Genomic DNA, 16,370 nt, shown 5'->3' on the forward strand with positions numbered 1-16,370 from the left:
CGCCGACGCTGCACGGCCAGCGCGGCGAGGACGAACTCGCGGCCGCCCGGCGCCGCCGGAACAACTGAGTCAGGCCTGTTCGTGGGTGTGGTGGTAGAAGTCGATCCGGGCCTCGCCGTCGACCGTCACGGGATCGAAGCAGACCCGCCCGTAGCGTTCGGTCTCCTGCAGCGACACCATCAGCCCCTCGGCGTGCCGGGAGACCGAGTCGTACGCCGCGGCACAGACCGGACAGTTCTCGGGAGCGTCGTCGGGAACCTCCACGGCCCCTGTTCGGGGCCCCGGCTACTTCGCTCTACTCCTCGGATTCCCGGCCGTGGGGGTCGTCGGCGTCGGGGTCGGTGACCTCGGGGTCGTGTCGTCGGTACCACGCCGTGATCTCCTCCAGTCGGTGGATCGCACGATCGGGGTCGCCGATGTTGTGGTGTTCGTCCTCGTAGACGACCAGTCGACACTCCGCGCCGGCCTGCTGGGCGGCGACGTAGAGCTGTTCGGACTGGGACGGCGGGCAGCGCCAGTCCTGCCCGCCTGCGGCGACGAGCAGCGGCGTCTCGACGTTCCCGATGTCCGTGATCGCGGAGGAGGCGTCGATCGCCTCGGCGTTCTCCCACGGGTAGCCGTACTCGTTCTCCATCCAGATGTGGGAGTCGTCCGTGCCGTACGCCGAGCGCAGGTCGTAGATGCCGTGCTCGGGCGCTGCGGCGGTGAGCAGGTCGGGGTACTGCGTCACCAGATACCCCTGTGCGATCCCGCCGTAGGAGAAGCCGTAGCCGAACACGCGATCGGGGTCGGTCCAGCCGCGGTCGACCAGCGACTCGATCCCGGCCGCGATGTCGCTGGCCTCGACGGTGCCCCACTGGCCGTGGAGCGTCTCGCAGAACTTCCGACCGAACGAGGAGCCGCCGCGGTAGTTCGGCCGGAACACCAGGTAGCCGCGGGAGGTGAGCGCCGCGTGGGCGAAGCTGAACGTGGGCTCGTCGTAGGACACCGGCCCGCCGTGGATCGCACACACCGTCGGCGCCGGATCTGACTCGCCGGGCTCGTACTCCGGCGGGTGGTACAGCACGCCCGAGATCTCCCAGCCGTCGTTCTCGAACGTCACGCGACGGACCTCGGGCATCTCGTACTCGTCGGTGAGTTCGGCGTTCACCTCGGCCAGCCGCGTGAGCGAGTCGGGTTCCTCGTCGGCCGCGAGGTCGTCGACGGGCAGCGCGTAGGGATCGTGCCCCTTGCTGGGGTGAGCGAACCCCATCGCCGCCGTGTCACCGCCGATAGCCAGCCCCGTCACGGCGCGGTCGTCGCCCTGTGCCTCGAAGGTTCGTTCCCAGTCGGCGTCGGCGGCGTCGCACCGAACCAGTCGCGTCCGGGCTTCGTCGCCGACCAGCGTGTAGAAGGTCTCGTCGTCGACCCACTCGAACGACGCGCCGCGAGCGAGCGTGCGGTCGAGGTCGCCCGTGACCGAGACGTGCTCCTCGCCCTCCCACACGCGGGCTTCGGTCGGGATACACCAGTTCTCGTCGTCGCCCGCCGAGAACGCGAGCCGTTCCCCGCTGGGGGACCACGTCGGACTGTTGCAGTTCAGGCCGCCCTCGGTGACCGCAGTCGCGTCACCTCCATCCGGCGATACCGTGAACACGTCGGTCTCGAGCGTGCTGTCTGGGTCGTCCCCGCGGTAGGAGACGAACGCGATCTCGCCGCTTTCGCCCCAGTCGGGCTGAAGCCCGCTCAGCCCCTCGAACGCGCCGCGGCCGTAGGCGTCCTCGAGCTTCCGTGCGGAGTCGGTATCCGCGGCGTCGTCGCCGAGTACCGCGTCCTCGCCCACCACGAACAGGTAGCTGGTGACGGTGTCGAGGTAGCCGGCGCCGTCGAGTTTGTGCTGGATGCGCTCGGTCTCGACGGGACCGCCGTCGCGGCGCTCCTCGAGGTAGGCCGACTCGGCGTCGGTCGGGTCGCGCGCGGTGACGACGACGCGCTCGCCGTCGGGCGCCCAGTCGAACTCGCGGACGCCCTCCGCGAAGTCGGTGACTTGCCGGGCGTCGCCGCCGAGCGCGAGGTCGAACACCCATACTTGGGACTTCGGCTCCTCGTCACCGTTGCCGCCTGCCCCGTTCGGTCCGGCTTCCTCGTCGTCTTCCTCCTCTTCCTCGTCTTCGTCGCGGCCGACCCGGAGGTCGCTGTCCTCGTCGCGGGCCGCAAGGAAGCCGAGGCGGTCGCCGTCGGGCGACCACGTCGGTGAACTGGCGCCGGAGACGCGGGTCAGTCGGTGGGGATCGCGGCTGCCGTCGGTGGGGACGACGAACAGCGACGACACCGACTCGTCGGCGTCGGGGTCGGACTCGTTGGTGGTGAACGCGGCGCGGTCGCCGTCGGGAGAGACGGCGATCTCGCCGATCTGCGTGAGGTCGTAGTACGCGTCGAGCGGGAGCTCGCTCATCACCCGCGAGGTTTCCCGGCACTGCGAAAAGCGTTCGGCAAGCGGAAGTGCGGGCGGCTACTCTTCGGCGTCGCCCGGCGATTCGTCGCCTTCCTCGACCGGTGGTTCCCTGCCGCCGCCACGTATCGACCTGTCACCGACGACGTAGCGCTTGAACACCAGCCCGAGGCCGAACAGCGGCACGCCGAACGCGATGAGGTACGGCAGGGCGTACGCGATCCCGACCACCGCGGCCCGGAGCGCGACGACCGCGCCGTCGACCGATTCGAGGAACGCGGCGACGACACCGGTGTCGTACCAGTGGTCCTCCTCGACCGGATCGTCGGGGCGCTCCTCGCGGAGTTCGACGGTCACCGTGGCGTAGGCCACGCGGTTCTCCAGCGACTCCAGCCGGGCCTCGATCGACTCGATCTCGCCTTGCACGTCCGAGAGTTCGCGCTGGACCGCCAGCACGTCCTCGGTGTCGTTGGCCTGCTCGTACAGTTCGCGGAGGCGTTCACGCTCCGCACGGAGGTTCGAGAGCCGGGCTTCGAGGTCGGCGTGCTGCCCGGTCACGTCGTCGACGTTCTCCTCCTCGCGGAGGACGGCGCCCTCGCTCCGAACGGTCTGGAGGAACTCGGTGTAGTTCTCCGCGGGCACCCGGTAGGTGAACTGCCCGTTGCGGTAGGTCGTGTTGTCGAACTCGTTCGCCGTGATCTCCGAGTTCCCCACGTAGCCGCCGTGGGACTCGACGGCGGCCGAGAGGTTCGACCGGCTCGGCTCGAACTCGTCGACGCGGACGGTGAGGCGGGCGGTGTAGATCCGCATCCGCTCGCCTGTCGTGCTCCCGTCGTCGGCCTCCGCGGGCGTTCCGGTGGCCTGTTCGTACTCGGGTTCGTCGCCGCTCAGCGCCGCCTGCGTGGCGCCGTCGCCGGCGTTCCCCCCGCCCGCACAGCCCGCGAGCACGAGCAGGAGCGCGATCCCGACTGCGACGAGCGGTCGGTTCCTTCGCATACCCGTCTCTCTCGGCGGAACTCGGTAAAGGGTTGGCTAGCCACAAAGAGCCGTTTGAGTTATCCACGACGGCTCGTATGCCGTCGACTGGGCTCTACACGATCACGGCATTGGCTCCGTGCGACCGACATAGCGTCGGTCGCCGGTCACCCGCCGTGATCGGTATTACTTCCCGTCGAGCCGCCCCTTCTCGTCGTCGACGAGGCTCGGGTGGGTCCGCTGGCGTTCCTCGTGCTCTTCGGCGAAGTACTCCCGCATCGCCGCGCGGGACTCGGCCCGCCGAGCCGCGCGCTCGGTCTCGTCGATCTCCTCACAGCCCGGCGGGACCTCGCGGCCGCGGTCGGTGAAGTACCCCTCCGGCGTGACCCAGTCGTGGTAGAACGGCGTGTCGGAGTCGTGGATCAGCGTGATCGCCGTCCGGGCGCCGTCGCCGGCCGCGACGACTGCCTGGTGGTAGCGCTCGGCGAGCCGGCCCGCCGCGTAGAGCCCGTCGACGCTGGTCCGGCCGTCCTCGTCGTCCTCGAGGAACTGCTTGCTGCCGGCCGAGCGGATCTCGGGGTCGACCGGGTCGAGGTAGTCGGTGTTCGACCACGAGGCCGCGATCACCCTGTCGGCGCGAACCTCGTCGTCGTCCTCGGCGGCCTCGACGAACCCGTCGTCTTCGGCCTCTCTGAGCTCCGTGATCCGGCCGGCGACCAGATCGACGCCGTTTCGCGTCGCCTGTGCGTGGAGCATGTCGGCGAACAGTCGGGGGTTGACGCCCGCGGGGAACCCCGGGAAGTTCTCCAAGTGGGCGTTCCGGCGCAGGATCGACTCGCCGCCGTCGTACACCAACGTGTCAAGCCCCGCGCGGGCGGTAAACAGCGCGGCGGTCAGGCCGGCGATCCCGCCGCCGACGATCAGCACTTCACGGCGCTGTGTCTCCTCGTCGCTCGCCGTCTCGGTCGAATCGGACATGCCCGCTCAGAGCCTCCACACGGGGTTAGGAACTTCGGAGTTCCGGGAGGCCGTTCCGCCCGAGCCAGAGCACGACGTTCGCGCCGACCAGCGCGTGGATGAGGTAGCCGTCGCTCAGGAGACCCATGCAGACTAGCGCCCCGGCCACCAGCACCGGGAACGCGGAGAGACTCCCGTCGCGGCTGTGTGTGATGGCGGCCCAGACCACCGTTGCGGCCGCGACGGCGCCCAGAACCGGCTTGTCGAGGACCACCACGCTCGGTAGGAAGATGGCGAGCGCGGCGGCCGCGACGAGCCACTTGGTCGTGGTCTCCACTGCCACGACGTACCGGATTCGCGGAGGTAAGGGTTCCTACTCACCTCCCCGGTAGCGAACAGGGGGTGCTTTCCACCCGGAGCGACACACCCCACGACCGCTCAACGCTCCGGGCCAGTGTCAGACCACGGGACGGGTGGTCGCCCGATCGTACTTGAAAAGGAGGCTCGCCGGGCTGGCGAGATCGGTCGCCTCGGCCGGCCGATCGTCGCCGGCCCAGCCAGTCGTCGAGGTCGATACTGCCGGACCAAAGAGTGATACGCGCCCGACCGAACTCCGGGGTATGGTACCAGCCGCCTACAGAGGGGGAGCGTCGTGACGTTCTCGATCATCGCCGCCGACTCGTCGACCGGTGCCACCGGCGTCGCTATCGCGTCGGTGTTCCCCTCGGTCGGCGCCGTCTGCCCGTGGGCGAGCGAACACGTCGCGCTGGCGACGCAGGCGTGGGACTCCGGCGCCGATTACGGGGAGCCGCTGTTGGAGATGGCGGCACGGGACATCGGACTGGAGAGCGCCGCGAGGGCGGTGCTGGAGAACCGCCCCGGCAGCCGCGGGACCCAGCTCCACGGCACGGAAGCCGACGGGGAGACGTACGCCTACACCGGCGAGAAGGCGACCGACTGGGCGGGCCACGTCGTCGGCGATGCCCACACCGCGGCGGGGAACACGCTGGCCGGCGAGGCCGTGGTGACCGAGATGCACGACGCGTACGTCGACGCCGAGGGTCCGCTGACCGAGCGGCTCCTGACCGCCTTGACCGCCGGGGAGGACGCGGGCGGCGACAAGCGCGGCGACAACCTCAGCGCGGCGGTGCTGGTCAACGCGCCCGAGTCGGCGCTGTCTCACAACATGCGCGTTGATCAGCCCGGCGACCCCATCGAGGGGCTGTGGGACGCCTACGAGGCGGCCCGGGAGCACGCCGACGCGACCGCCGACACCGACGAGTTCGCGGCGGAGTGGGGCGAGGGGTTCGACGAGGCGATCGTCGACTTCGGGATCAAGTACTGACGCCGGCTACCAGCGGATGATGTTCGACTCCAGATCCCGCGGGTAGTAGGTGATCTGCTCGACGCCGTCCTCGGTGATCAGGATGGTGTCGGAGTGCCGGTAGCCCGCCTCGCCCGGGTAGTAGATGCCGGGTTCGATCGAGTAGGCGTGTCCCGGCTGCATCACCTCGTCGCTCCCGCGGTCGATGAACTCCCGCTCGTGGGCCTCCATCCCGAGGTTGTGGCCGGTGTGGTGCTGGGCGTACTCCAGCACGCCCTGCTCGCGCATGTAGTCGTGGACCGCCTGATCGACCGCCGAGCAGGGGACGCCCGGGCCGCTCTCCTCGATCCCGATCGTCTGGGCTTCGAGCATGATCTCGAAGCGGTTGCGCTGCTCGTCGGTCGGTTCGCCCACGAACATCGTCCGTTCGAGTTCGCTCTTGTAGCCGCCGACGTTGGCGCTGGCGCCGGTGACGAGCACGTCACCCTCCGCCAGCCGGCGGTTCTCCGTCAGCCCGTGGGGCAGCGCCGTGTTCGGCCCCGAGAGGAACCCACAGCTCGCGGGGAACCCGCCCCGGAGGTGGGAGTCGTAGCGGTCGCCCAGCGCGTCGAGCATCGACATCGAGGCGTCGAGGCTCGCGCGTTTGGCCACCCAGAGCTCGTGTTTCCCCGGCTCGGCGTACTCCGCCAGCTTCCGGTGGGCGAGGTTCCCCCACTCTGCGGAGTGACGCATCAGGTCGAACTCCACCGACGATTTCTCCTTGCGCATCTCCGTGATCCACTCGCCGGTGTCGACTTCGACGTCGGCGAGTTCGTCGAGGCTGGGTCCCGAGTAGCCCCAGAACCCCGGCGCGCCGTTGGCGTCGGCGGCGACCGACTCGACCCCGAGATCGTCGAGCATCAGCGCGATGGTGTCCTCCGGGGTCCGGCCGGGGTTGACGTAGTACTCGCCGCCGTCGTCGCCGGGGTAGTCGAAGTAGGTGTGTACGCGCTCGATCAGCGGGAACGCCTCGCTCTCGGCGCGGTCGGCTTCGAGCCGCGGCACCGTCACCTCGACGGCGTCCTGCGTGACGGCCAGACAGACCGGGCGCTCGGTCTGGAGGTGGTGGAACCCCGAGAGCCACTCGATGCTCGTCCCGGAGAACAGACAGAGCGCGTCGTAGCTCCCCGCGGCCAGCTCGTCGCGGACGGTCTCGATCCGAGCCTCGAACTCCTCGGTCGGTACGGTAGTGAGTACCATGGGGGCGAGTAACGAATTTCCCCACATAACGTTACGGTAACGGGCAAAACCACGCCCGTCGGCCGCTCCGAGTCGGTCACGGGACGCCGGCGGCGACGACCGGCGTCGTCGCTCGCCGACTCAGTCCGTGTAGTGGTGACAGGCGCAGACGTGATTCTCGGCCAGTTCGCGGAGCTCCGGATCGTCGGTCTCGCAGACCTCGCCGATGTACTCCTGACAGCGCGTGTGGAACCGACAGCCGGAGGGCGGGTCCTCCGGGCTCGGTACGTCGCCTTCGAGGATGATCCGGTCGGTCATCGGCTCCGGCGACGCCCGGGGCAGCCCCGACAGCAGCGCGCGGGTGTAGGGGTGTTTGGGATCCGCGAACAGCTCGTCGGCGGGCGCGACTTCGGCGAGTTCGCCGAGGTACATCACCGCGACGCGGTCGCAGATGTGCCGGATGACGCTCAGGTCGTGGCTGATGAACAGGTACGTGAGGTCGTACGTGTCCTGCAGGTCGTCCATCAGGTTCAGGATCTTCGCCTGCACGCTCACGTCGAGCGCGCTCGTGGGCTCGTCGGCGACGATCAGTTTCGGGTTCACCGACAGCGCCCGCGCGATGGCGATGCGCTGTTGCTGGCCGCCGGAGAACTCGTGGGGCGCGCGCTCGAGGTGGTTCTCCTGTAAGTCGACCTCGTCGACGAGCTCCTGCAGCCGGGCCCGTCGCTTCTCGCGGTCCCAGTCGGTCAGCGCCCGCATCGGCTCGGTGATGAGGTCGGCGACCGTCATCCGGGGGTTCAGCGACGAGCCGGGGTCCTGGAAGATGATCTGGATGTTCCGTCTGAGTTCCCGCAGCCGGCCTTTCGAGGCGTCGGTGATCTCCTCGCCGTCGAAGTAGATCTCGCCGTCGGTGGCGTCGTGGAGTTGGACCAGCGTCTTGCCCAGCGTCGACTTCCCGCAGCCGGACTNNGCGTCTCGCCGCGCTCCATGCTGAAGCTCACGCCGTCGACGGCTTTCACGTCGCCGACGCGGCGCCGGAGGATCCCGCCGGTGACGGGGAAGTACTTGCGTACCTCGTCGGCGACCAGCAGGCCGTCGTCCGGGGCCACGTCGTCGGCGAGTTCGGGCGTGTGGGTGCTCACGAGCCGTCCACCCCCGTTCGGCCCGCGTCGTCCGTGCCGCCGGCGGCCTCACCGTCGGCCGTCGGTCCGACCGGCCACGGTGGGTCCTCCTCGCGCTCCTCGTCGTAGAGGTGGCAGGCGACTTTCTGGTCGCCCTCGACCCGGCTCGGCGTCTCCAGCTCCGGTTCGACCGTGTCACAGACCTCGCCGATGTACTGCGGACACCGCCCCGCGAACCGACAGCCAGACGGCGGGTCGATCAGTTCGGGGACCGTCCCCTCGATGGTGGGGAGACGGTCGGTTTCGCCCTCCAGCGACGGGATGCTCTCCGCCAGCTTCCGAGTGTATGGGTGCAGCGGCGACTCGAACAGCGTCCGCATGTCGCACTGTTCGACGACGTTGCCCGCGTACATCACGCCGATCCGGTCGGCGATCTCGGAGATCACTGCGAGGTCGTGGCTGATGAACAGCACGCTCATCTCGAACTCCTCGCGGAGGTCGGTCAGCAGGTCCATGATCTGGGCCTGAATGGTCACGTCGAGGGCGGTCGTCGGCTCGTCGGCGATCAGCAGTTTCGGCTCGGTGATCAGCGCCATCGCGATCACCACGCGCTGGCGCATCCCGCCGGAGAGCGCGTCGGGGTACTCGGTCATCAGCCGCTCGGCGTCGGCCAGCCCCACCGACTCGAGCATCTCGACGGCGCGCTCGTGGGCCGCCTCCTCGCTCACGTCGCGGTGGGCGAGCAGCGGCTCCTTCACCTGCCGGCCGATCGTCAACACCGGGTTCAGCGACGACATCGGATCCTGATAGATCATCGTGATCTCGTCGCCGCGGATCTCGTTGAGTTCCTCGTCGGAGAGATCGAGTAGCTCCGTGCCGTCGTAGGTGATCGAGCCGCCGACGATCTCGGCCGGCGGCGACTGCAACAGCCCCATCGTCGAGAGCGCGGTGACGGACTTGCCACAGCCGCTCTCGCCGATGACGCCGAGCACTTCGTCGTGGCCGATGCTGAGCGAGACGCCGTCGAGCGCCTCGACGGTCCCCCCTTCGGTGTTGAAGTGGACCTGGAGGTCGTCGATCGAGAGCAGCGGCTCGGTGTCGGTACGTGTGGCGGCCGGGTCCATCGGGGTTCGTTGTTCGGACATTGTTAGCGGACCTGTCGTGGGTCGAGGGCGTCTCTGAGGCCGTCGCCGAGCCCGTTGAAGCCGATGACCGTCACCATGATGGCGAGGCCGGGGAACGTCGCGATCCACCACGCGGAGTCGATCTCCCCGCGGCCGGCCGCGAGGATCGCCCCCCACTCCGGCTTCGGCGGCTGGACGCCCATCCCGAGGAAGGAGAGCCCGGCGCTCCAGAGGATGACCGTCGGGATCGTCAGCGTGGCGTAGACGATGATGCTCGACGCGGCGTTGGGGAGGACGTAGCGCGTGATGGTCCGGAAGTCGCTGAGTCCGGCGGCCTCCGCGGAGTCGATGTACTCCTCCTCCATGACGCTCTTCACGTCCCCCCGGACCAGCCGGGCGAACCCGCGCCAGCCGACGAGGCTGACCGCGACGATGAGGGGGAACAGCCCACCCCCGAGCATCCCGGCGATCGCGAGCGCGAGGACGAGCGCGGGCATCGACAGCGCGATGTCGACGACCCGCATGATCGTCGACTCGACCAGCCCGCCGTAGTAGCCGGCGACCAGCCCCAGCGTCACGCCGAGCAGCATCTCGATCCCGACGATGACGACGCCGAGGAACACGGCGTAGCGGGAGCCGTACACCACGCGGGAGAACACGTCACGGCCGTACTGGTCGGTCCCGAACGGGTGTGCGAGGCTCGGCGGCTGTTTGAGCGCGCTGTAGTTCTGCTCGGCGGGCGCGTACGGGGCGATGAAGTCGGCGAAGATCGCCGTGAACAGCAACAGGAGGACGACGACGAGGCCGAACATCGCGAAGCGGTTCTGCATCACCCGCCAGAAGACGACTTTCGCGCGGGCGACCCGACCCGTCGCCGGCCCGGACATCGAGGGGGTTTCCGAGCCCGCGTCGTCGGCCGTCGCTGTTCCGCCGTCGGTTCTCGCGTCGTCGGTCGTGTCGTCGTGTGTGTCTGTCGTCATCTGTCAGTCGTACTCGATCCGCGGGTCGAAGTAGCCGTACATGATGTCCACGAACAGGTTCGAGAGGATCACGATCACCGCGTACACCAACACGAGTCCCTGGACGATCGGGTAGTCGCGCTGCAACACCGAGTTCACCAACAGCCGCCCCATCCCGGGCCAGGAGAACACCGTCTCGATGATGACCGATCCCGAGAAGATGAAGGGGATCTGGAGGCCGATCAGCGTGATGATCGGGATCATCGCGTTCTTCATCGCGTGGGTGTAGATCACCGCCTGCTCGCCGATACCTTTCCCCCGGGCGGTGCGGATGTAGTCCTCGTTGAGTATCTCCAGCATCGACGACCGGGTCATCCGCGTGAGTAGCCCCGCGCGCCGCGTCCCGGTGGCGACCGCCGGCAGGATCAGCGACGAGAGCCACGTCATCGTCAACACCGGCGTCCCCCTGCCCGATATCGGGAACATGTTCCACCGGACCGAGAACAGCAGCAGGAGGATCAGCGCGAGCCAGAACGAGGGCATCGACAGCCAGAAGATGGCGAACAGCATCGACGTGGTGTCGATCCACGAGTACTGTTTGACCGCGCTGACGACGCCCAGCGGGAGCGCGATGATCAGCGTCAGGAACATCGAGCCGACCGCGAGTTCGAGCGTCGGGGGGAGCCGCCGGGCGATCATCGCCGACACCGGGCGCCCGGTCCGCACCGACTCGCCGAGTTCGAGGTGCAGGACGCCCCAGAGCCACTCGAGGTAGCGGATCCACGGCGGTTGGTTCAGCCCCATCTGTCGTTCGAGCTCCCGGACCGCCTCGGGCTGGGCGTTCATCCCCAGCGCGATCCGTGCGGGGTTCCCGGGGGCGAGGTAGATGATCAGCGAGATGGCGATCGTCACGCCGATCAGGACGGGGATCGTTACGAGTAGCCGTCTCGCGACGTACTTGAGCATTGATGTGGAGGGGGACCGCTTAGAGGCCGAGTTCGAGGCGGTTCATCCACTCCTGGTCGGGCCACCAGGGGTGTTCGGTCCACGCGTCCATCCCGGCCACCTCGTTCTTGTAGCCGTAGATCTTGTTGAACGCACAGATCGGCGTCACCGGCGCCTCCTCGATGATCAGCTCTTGGGCCTGCGTGATCGCTTCCTGCCGGGCCTCCTCGTCGGGGCTGGTCTTGGCCTGGTTCAGGAGCTCGTCGAACTCGTCGTTCTCCCACAGCGAGTAGTTGGTCCCGCCCTCGGTCGCGGTGTTCTCGCCGAGCAGGATCGGCTCGATCGCGTTCACCGCCCAGTTGCCGCCGTAGGCCATCGTGGTGATGTGGTGGTTCCCGGACTCGAGGTTGTTGTACAGCGTCCCCGCCTCCAGCACTTCGAGCTCGGCGTTGATCCCGACTTCGCCGAGCATCGGGGCGATCACCTCGCCCATCTGTGCGTACCGCGGGATGGTGAACGCGTAGAACGTCAGCGTCAGCTCCTCGCCGTCTTTCGTCCGTGTCTCACCCTGCGAGGAGTTGGTCCACCCCTCCTGTTCGAGCAGTTCCCGGGCACGGCTCTGGTTGTACTGCTCGCCCAGCTCTTTGGCCCGCTCCTCCGAGAGTCCGTTGACGGCGATGGGCGGGACGATGCTCCAGATCGGGTACCCCTCGCCGCCCAGCGCGGCCTCGATCACCGGCTGCTTGTTGACCGCGTGGTTGATCGCCCGGCGGACGTTGACGTTGTCGGTGGGCGCCTTCTGGGTGTTGATCGCGAGGTATCCCGGCCGGGTGTACTCCTTGCGGACGAGGCTCGCGCCGTCCGAGTTCTCGACCTCGCCGGTGTCCGTGAGCGTGATGTACGAGGAGCCGTGGACGCCGCCGTCGGTCAGTTCGTTCAGCAGCGTCGTCGCCTCGGGGTGGTGTTCGAAGCGGAACTCTTCGGGGTACCCCGGCCCCTGGTTCGAGACGAACTCCGGCGCCCAGTTGTAGTCCTCGTACCGGGAGACGGTGACGGCGGTCCCACGCTCCCAGCTCTCCCACTGGTAGGGGCCGGTGCCGACCGCGATGTTCTGCCCGTAGTTCTCGGACTCCTCGACCGCAGACCGGGAGACGAACCCGGTCAGGGGGTTGGTGAGGTAGCGCGGGAGCAGGGGGTATGGGTCACTGAAGCTGACGGTGACCTCGTAGTCGCCGGTCGCCTCGAAGGAGTCCGCGGGGGCGAGCAGGTACGACTGCGGGGAGTTCTCGACGAACCGCTCCCAGCTCCAGACTACCTCCTCGGCGGTGAGTTCGTCGCCGTTGTGGAACGTGATTCCCTCCTCGAGGGTGAACACGTACTCCGTGGCGTCCTCGTTCGAGGACCAGTCCGCGGCGAGGTGGGCCTCCGGATCCAGATCCGGGTTCATCCGGAACATCGGCTCGTGGATCGCCGAGAGGATCGTCTGTTCGGGGCGCCGCGTGGCCTTGTGGAGGTCGAGCGTCGACGCCTTGCTGGAGCTGCCGACTACGAACGTCCCGCCAGAGGAGGGCGTGTCGCCCCCGCTCATCCCGCCGTCGGTGCCGGTACCCTCGGTCGTCGGGGTGCCGGAGCCGGAGGTACAGCCCGCGAGGGCCGCCCCAGCCCCGGTGACGCCGATCGTCTCGAGGTATCGGCGGCGGCTGATCTGTTTTTGTATGTCTTTATCTGTCATGGTGTTCATCCACATGGGTTGACTGGCCACTAATAGTTCTTTGGTTGCCGGCGACGGCGAATACGGCGGCGGCGGGGCCGCGAACGCTTTTGAGCCGTTGGCCGGCGGCTACTCTACTCGGGGTCGTACTGGGCGGTGCCGCGAGAACGGGCGGTCGTGGGTCGTCGACGGCGTCGGGCGCGGTCTGTGCCCGTCAGTCGTCGTCGATCTCCTCTTCCAGCATGTCCGTGCGCTGCGCGGCGCGCTGGCGCGCGCGCTCGACGAACTCCTCGGGGAGGTCGTCGATCTCCCCGGCCTGCACGCCCCAGAGCTTCGCGTAGAGACCGTCGGCCTCGAGCAGTTCCTCGTGGTCGCCGCGCTCGACGATCTCCCCGTCCTCCAGCACGAGGATCGTGTCGGCGTCCCGCACCGTCGAGAGCCGGTGGGCGATCTCGAAGGTGGTACAGTCCTCGCTCAGGCGGTCGAGGCTGCGCTGGATCAGCATCTCCGTCTCCGTGTCGACCGCGCTGGTGGCCTCGTCGAGCACGAGCACGTCGGGGTCCTGCAGCATCGTCCGGGCGATCGAGAGCCGCTGCTGCTGCCCGCCGGAGAGCTTCACGCCGCGCTCGCCGATCCGGGTGTCGTACCCCTTCGGCAGCGACTCGATGAACGCGTGGGCCTCGGCGGCCTTCGCCGCCTCGACGATCTCCTCGCGGTCGGCGTCGAACCGGCCGTAGCGGATGTTCTCCGCGACGGTGCCGTCGAACAGGAACGTCGACTGGGAGACGTAGCCGACGTGGCCCCGCAGCGTCTCGAGCGAGAGCTCCCGCAGGTCGTGGCCGTCGATGCGGACCTCGCCCTCGACGGGGTCGTACAGACGCAACAGCAGCTTGAGCAGCGTCGACTTCCCGGCGCCGGTCGGGCCGACCAGCGCCACGTCCTCCCCGGGCTCGGCCTCGAAGTCGACGTTCTCGAGCACCATCTCCTCGGGCGCGTCCTGCTCCACGTCGGCGTAGCCGAAGCTCACGTCGTCGTACTCGACGCGGCCCTCGACCTCGTCGAGTTCGATCGGGTCGTCGGACTCGGTGATCTGGGAGGGGATGTCCATCAGTCCGAAGATGCGCTCGGAGGACGCCTTGGCGTTCTCGTACTGGTCGATGATGTTCGACACCTGTGCCAGCGGCGTGACGATCCGCTGGGTCATCAGGACGAACGTGACCAGCTCCCCGCCGGTGAGATCGCCCGTGAAGAACCAAGGCGCCCCCTGGAACACCCACAGCCCGCCGACGATGAACGTCACGGCGAAGGAGAGCCCCGCCAGCAGCTCCATCCCGGGGCGGTAGATGTAGCTCAGCCGGAGCACCGCCATCGTGTCCCGGAAGTAGCGCCACGACGCGTTCTCGACGCGGTCGCTCTCGTAGGACTCGGTGCCGCTGGTCTTGACCAGTTCGACGCCGGCCAGCGCGTTCTCCAGCCGGGTGTTGAGGTTCCCGACGCTCGCCCGTCGGTCGACGTACCGGGGTTCGACGGCGCGCATGAACCACATCGTAAGCCCGACGATGGCGGGGACGACCACCAGCGTCACGAGCGCGAGCTGCCAGTTCAGCGAGAACAGGATCATCGCGATCCCGACGATCATCACCGTCAGCCGGACCGAGTTCTGCAGCCCGTTGTCGAGGAAGTTCTCGAGGTTGTTGGCGTCGTTGTTCAGCACGGACATGACCTCCCCCGTCTGCTTGTCGTCGAAGAACGTCATGTCCAGCCGCTGCATCGTCTCGAAGCTGTCCGTCCGGACCGCGTGCATCACGCGGTGGGCGTAGTTGTTGGCGGCGATGCCGTACAGCGTGGTGAACACCGCGGTCACGACGAACGAGCCGACCATCAGCTCCGCGGAGAACCAGAACTGCGCGGTGTCCGTCTCCGGGATCCACGCCGCCGGGAAGAACGGGATCGTGTACGCCCCGGCGTCCTGGAACACGCTGTCGAGGGCGGCGCCGAGGATCACCGGGGGCAGCAGGCTCGCCGACCGGGCGAGGATGTTGCCCAGCATCCCGAGGATCAGCCACCGTATCCGGCCCGCGCTGTACTCCGTGAAAAGCCGGTAGAGCGGCCGTTCGACGCGCTCCCGGTACACGTCGAACACGCTCCCCTCCTCCGCACTCATTACGAACCGAAACCTCGCGCCACCGGAAGAACCCATCGAAGCCGGCCGGTGCCACCGGCAGCGACTGCCGGTTTCGGTCGGCAGGGCGGGGCAACGTCGCCGATCCGCGGCGGCGACCGCGCCGGTTCCACGACCACCGGAGCTATACTCCTCCCGCTGCGTGGTCGGGTATGGAGCGGCTCGCCGTCGAGACGGTCGTCTATCGACCAGTCGGGGAGGTGTACGACTTCCTCGAGGCGTTTCCGGGGTACGCGGACTACTCCGAGCATCTCGACCGCGTCGACGAGCTCGACCCCGGGCCGGGCGAGCGCGCACGCTACGCGCTGCGGTTCTCGTGGTGGAAACTGGAGTACACCGCGCGCTCGGCGGTGACCGAGACGGTCGAGAACGAACGTATCGAGTGGACGCTGCTGGGCGATTTCGACGCCAGCGGGCGCTGGCTGGTCGGTGAGCGCCCCCTCTCCGAGGGCGCCCCCGACTGGGCGGAGACCGCGACCGCGGTCCGGTTCGAGGTGGCGTACGCCCCCGAGAGCGCCCACAGCGGCCTCGTCGACCTCCCGACGCTGGTGTCGCTGGACTGGGTCGTCGAGAAGGTGACGCCGAAGATCGAGGCCGAGGCCCGAACCGTCGTCGAGCGGGCGGTCGCCGACCTCGAAGGCCGGCAGCGGTCGGTCGAACTCGCCGTCGAGACCGGGGCCGACGCGGAACGCTCGGCGTTCCCGGCCGAAGAGTAAACGTGATACGGTGGGGAGCAATGGCTTTCGACAAGTGACCTACTCGTGCGTGTAATCATCGTCGGCGCCGGTCAGGTCGGTGAGAGCATCGCCGCCGACCTGAGCGACGCCCACGACGTCGTGATCGTGGAACGGGACCCCGACCGCGTCGAGGAGATCAACTACAGCCTCGACGTGCTCGCGGTCGAGGGCGACGGCACCAGCCTCACCGCGCTCGAGGAGGCCAACGTGGCCGACGCGGACATGGTGATCGCCTCCACCGACGACGACGAGACCAACATCGTCGTCTCCTCGACGGTGAAGGCCCTCTCGGACGCGTTCACCATCGCCCGGGTGAAGAACACCGAGTACCTCCGGACGTGGCAGCGCTCCCGGACCGCCTTCGGCGTCGACTTCATGGTCTGTACGTACCTGCTGGCCGCGGAGTCGATCGTCCGGGTCGTCGGCCTGCCCGCCGCGCGCGACGCGGACACGTTCGCCGACGGGCGCGTCGAGATGGCGGAGTTCGACGTCGGCGCGGAGTCGCCGATATCGGGACAGACGGTCGCGGAGGCGGACACGTACGACTCGCTGACGTTCGCGGCACTCATCAGGGACGAGGAGCTGTTGATCCCGACCGGGACGACCGCCATCCGCGCCGACGACCGGCTCGTGGTGATCGGGACGCCCCGGAGCGTCCGGCAGTTCGCCGGCGACGTGGCGCCCGA

At 68.5% G+C, this 16,370-nt stretch carries 15 protein-coding genes; 3 read left to right on the forward strand and 12 right to left on the reverse strand.

What is annotated here, in order from left to right; translation table 11 throughout:
* Window positions 1-69: 69 nt before the first annotated feature.
* From ACFR9S_RS03300 to ACFR9S_RS03320, 5 genes are all read right to left on the reverse strand, one after another.
* Window positions 70-264 (reverse strand): hypothetical protein, encoded by a 195-nt coding sequence (locus ACFR9S_RS03300; protein ID WP_379730826.1) that lies wholly within the window; start codon window positions 262-264, stop codon window positions 70-72.
* A gap of 31 nt (window positions 265-295) precedes the next feature.
* Window positions 296-2,434: an alpha/beta hydrolase family protein gene (locus ACFR9S_RS03305; RefSeq protein WP_379730827.1), complete on the reverse strand. Its 2,139-nt coding sequence runs from the start codon at window positions 2,432-2,434 to the stop codon at window positions 296-298.
* A gap of 57 nt (window positions 2,435-2,491) precedes the next feature.
* Window positions 2,492-3,427 carry a DUF4349 domain-containing protein gene (locus tag ACFR9S_RS03310; protein WP_379730828.1) on the reverse strand — a complete coding sequence of 312 codons (936 nt, stop codon included), beginning with the start codon at window positions 3,425-3,427 and terminating at the stop codon, window positions 2,492-2,494.
* A 165-nt stretch (window positions 3,428-3,592) separates the two neighbouring features.
* Window positions 3,593-4,384: an NAD(P)/FAD-dependent oxidoreductase gene (locus tag ACFR9S_RS03315; RefSeq protein ID WP_379818061.1), complete on the reverse strand. Its 792-nt coding sequence runs from the start codon at window positions 4,382-4,384 to the stop codon at window positions 3,593-3,595.
* 25 nt (window positions 4,385-4,409) lie between these two features.
* A complete protein-coding gene (locus ACFR9S_RS03320; protein ID WP_379730830.1) occupies window positions 4,410-4,700 on the reverse strand; it encodes a hypothetical protein in 291 nt (96 codons plus the stop codon).
* Window positions 4,701-5,015: 315 nt separating this feature from the next.
* On the opposite strand from ACFR9S_RS03320, the gene ACFR9S_RS03325 reads away from it, so the two are divergent.
* Entirely contained in the window at window positions 5,016-5,708 is a 693-nt protein-coding gene (locus ACFR9S_RS03325; RefSeq protein WP_379818062.1) for a DUF1028 domain-containing protein, read from the forward strand.
* A gap of 6 nt (window positions 5,709-5,714) precedes the next feature.
* Here ACFR9S_RS03325 and ACFR9S_RS03330 read toward each other — a convergent pair whose 3' ends face one another.
* The 7 genes from ACFR9S_RS03330 to ACFR9S_RS03360 all read right to left on the reverse strand — a co-directional run bounded on the left by ACFR9S_RS03330 (window position 5,715) and on the right by ACFR9S_RS03360 (window position 14,929).
* Window positions 5,715-6,926, reverse strand: a complete 1,212-nt coding sequence (locus ACFR9S_RS03330) for a M24 family metallopeptidase (protein WP_379730644.1) — start codon at window positions 6,924-6,926, stop codon at window positions 5,715-5,717.
* Window positions 6,927-7,046: 120 nt separating this feature from the next.
* Window positions 7,047-8,099, reverse strand: a complete 1,053-nt coding sequence (locus ACFR9S_RS03335) for an ABC transporter ATP-binding protein (RefSeq protein ID WP_379818063.1) — start codon at window positions 8,097-8,099, stop codon at window positions 7,047-7,049.
* The gene (locus ACFR9S_RS03340; protein WP_379730646.1) at window positions 8,044-9,150 is read right to left on the reverse strand and encodes an ABC transporter ATP-binding protein; all 1,107 of its coding nucleotides are present in this window, start codon (window positions 9,148-9,150) and stop codon (window positions 8,044-8,046) included. Before ACFR9S_RS03340 ends, ACFR9S_RS03335 begins: the two co-directional genes overlap by 56 nt.
* Before the next feature lie 23 nt (window positions 9,151-9,173).
* A complete protein-coding gene (locus ACFR9S_RS03345; protein WP_379730647.1) occupies window positions 9,174-10,130 on the reverse strand; it encodes an ABC transporter permease in 957 nt (318 codons plus the stop codon).
* A gap of 3 nt (window positions 10,131-10,133) precedes the next feature.
* The gene (locus ACFR9S_RS03350) at window positions 10,134-11,075 is read right to left on the reverse strand and encodes an ABC transporter permease (RefSeq protein ID WP_379730648.1); all 942 of its coding nucleotides are present in this window, start codon (window positions 11,073-11,075) and stop codon (window positions 10,134-10,136) included.
* 19 nt (window positions 11,076-11,094) lie between these two features.
* Window positions 11,095-12,786, reverse strand: coding sequence for an ABC transporter substrate-binding protein (locus ACFR9S_RS03355; protein WP_379730649.1), 1,692 nt, complete (start codon window positions 12,784-12,786; stop codon window positions 11,095-11,097).
* A gap of 193 nt (window positions 12,787-12,979) precedes the next feature.
* Window positions 12,980-14,929: an ABC transporter ATP-binding protein gene (locus tag ACFR9S_RS03360; RefSeq protein ID WP_379730650.1), complete on the reverse strand. Its 1,950-nt coding sequence runs from the start codon at window positions 14,927-14,929 to the stop codon at window positions 12,980-12,982.
* A gap of 170 nt (window positions 14,930-15,099) precedes the next feature.
* Here ACFR9S_RS03360 and ACFR9S_RS03365 point away from each other — a divergent pair, with 170 nt between their 5' ends.
* Complete coding sequence (locus tag ACFR9S_RS03365) at window positions 15,100-15,663, forward strand: SRPBCC family protein (protein ID WP_379730651.1); 564 nt, start codon at window positions 15,100-15,102, stop codon at window positions 15,661-15,663.
* Between the two features lie 45 nt (window positions 15,664-15,708).
* Window positions 15,709-16,370 (forward strand): Trk system potassium transporter TrkA (gene trkA, locus ACFR9S_RS03370; protein WP_379818064.1); only part of this gene is annotated, 662 nt, incomplete at its 3' end.

Source organism: Halolamina salina, from assembly GCF_042678005.1.
GTDB classification, from domain to species: domain Archaea; phylum Halobacteriota; class Halobacteria; order Halobacteriales; family Haloferacaceae; genus Halolamina; species Halolamina salina.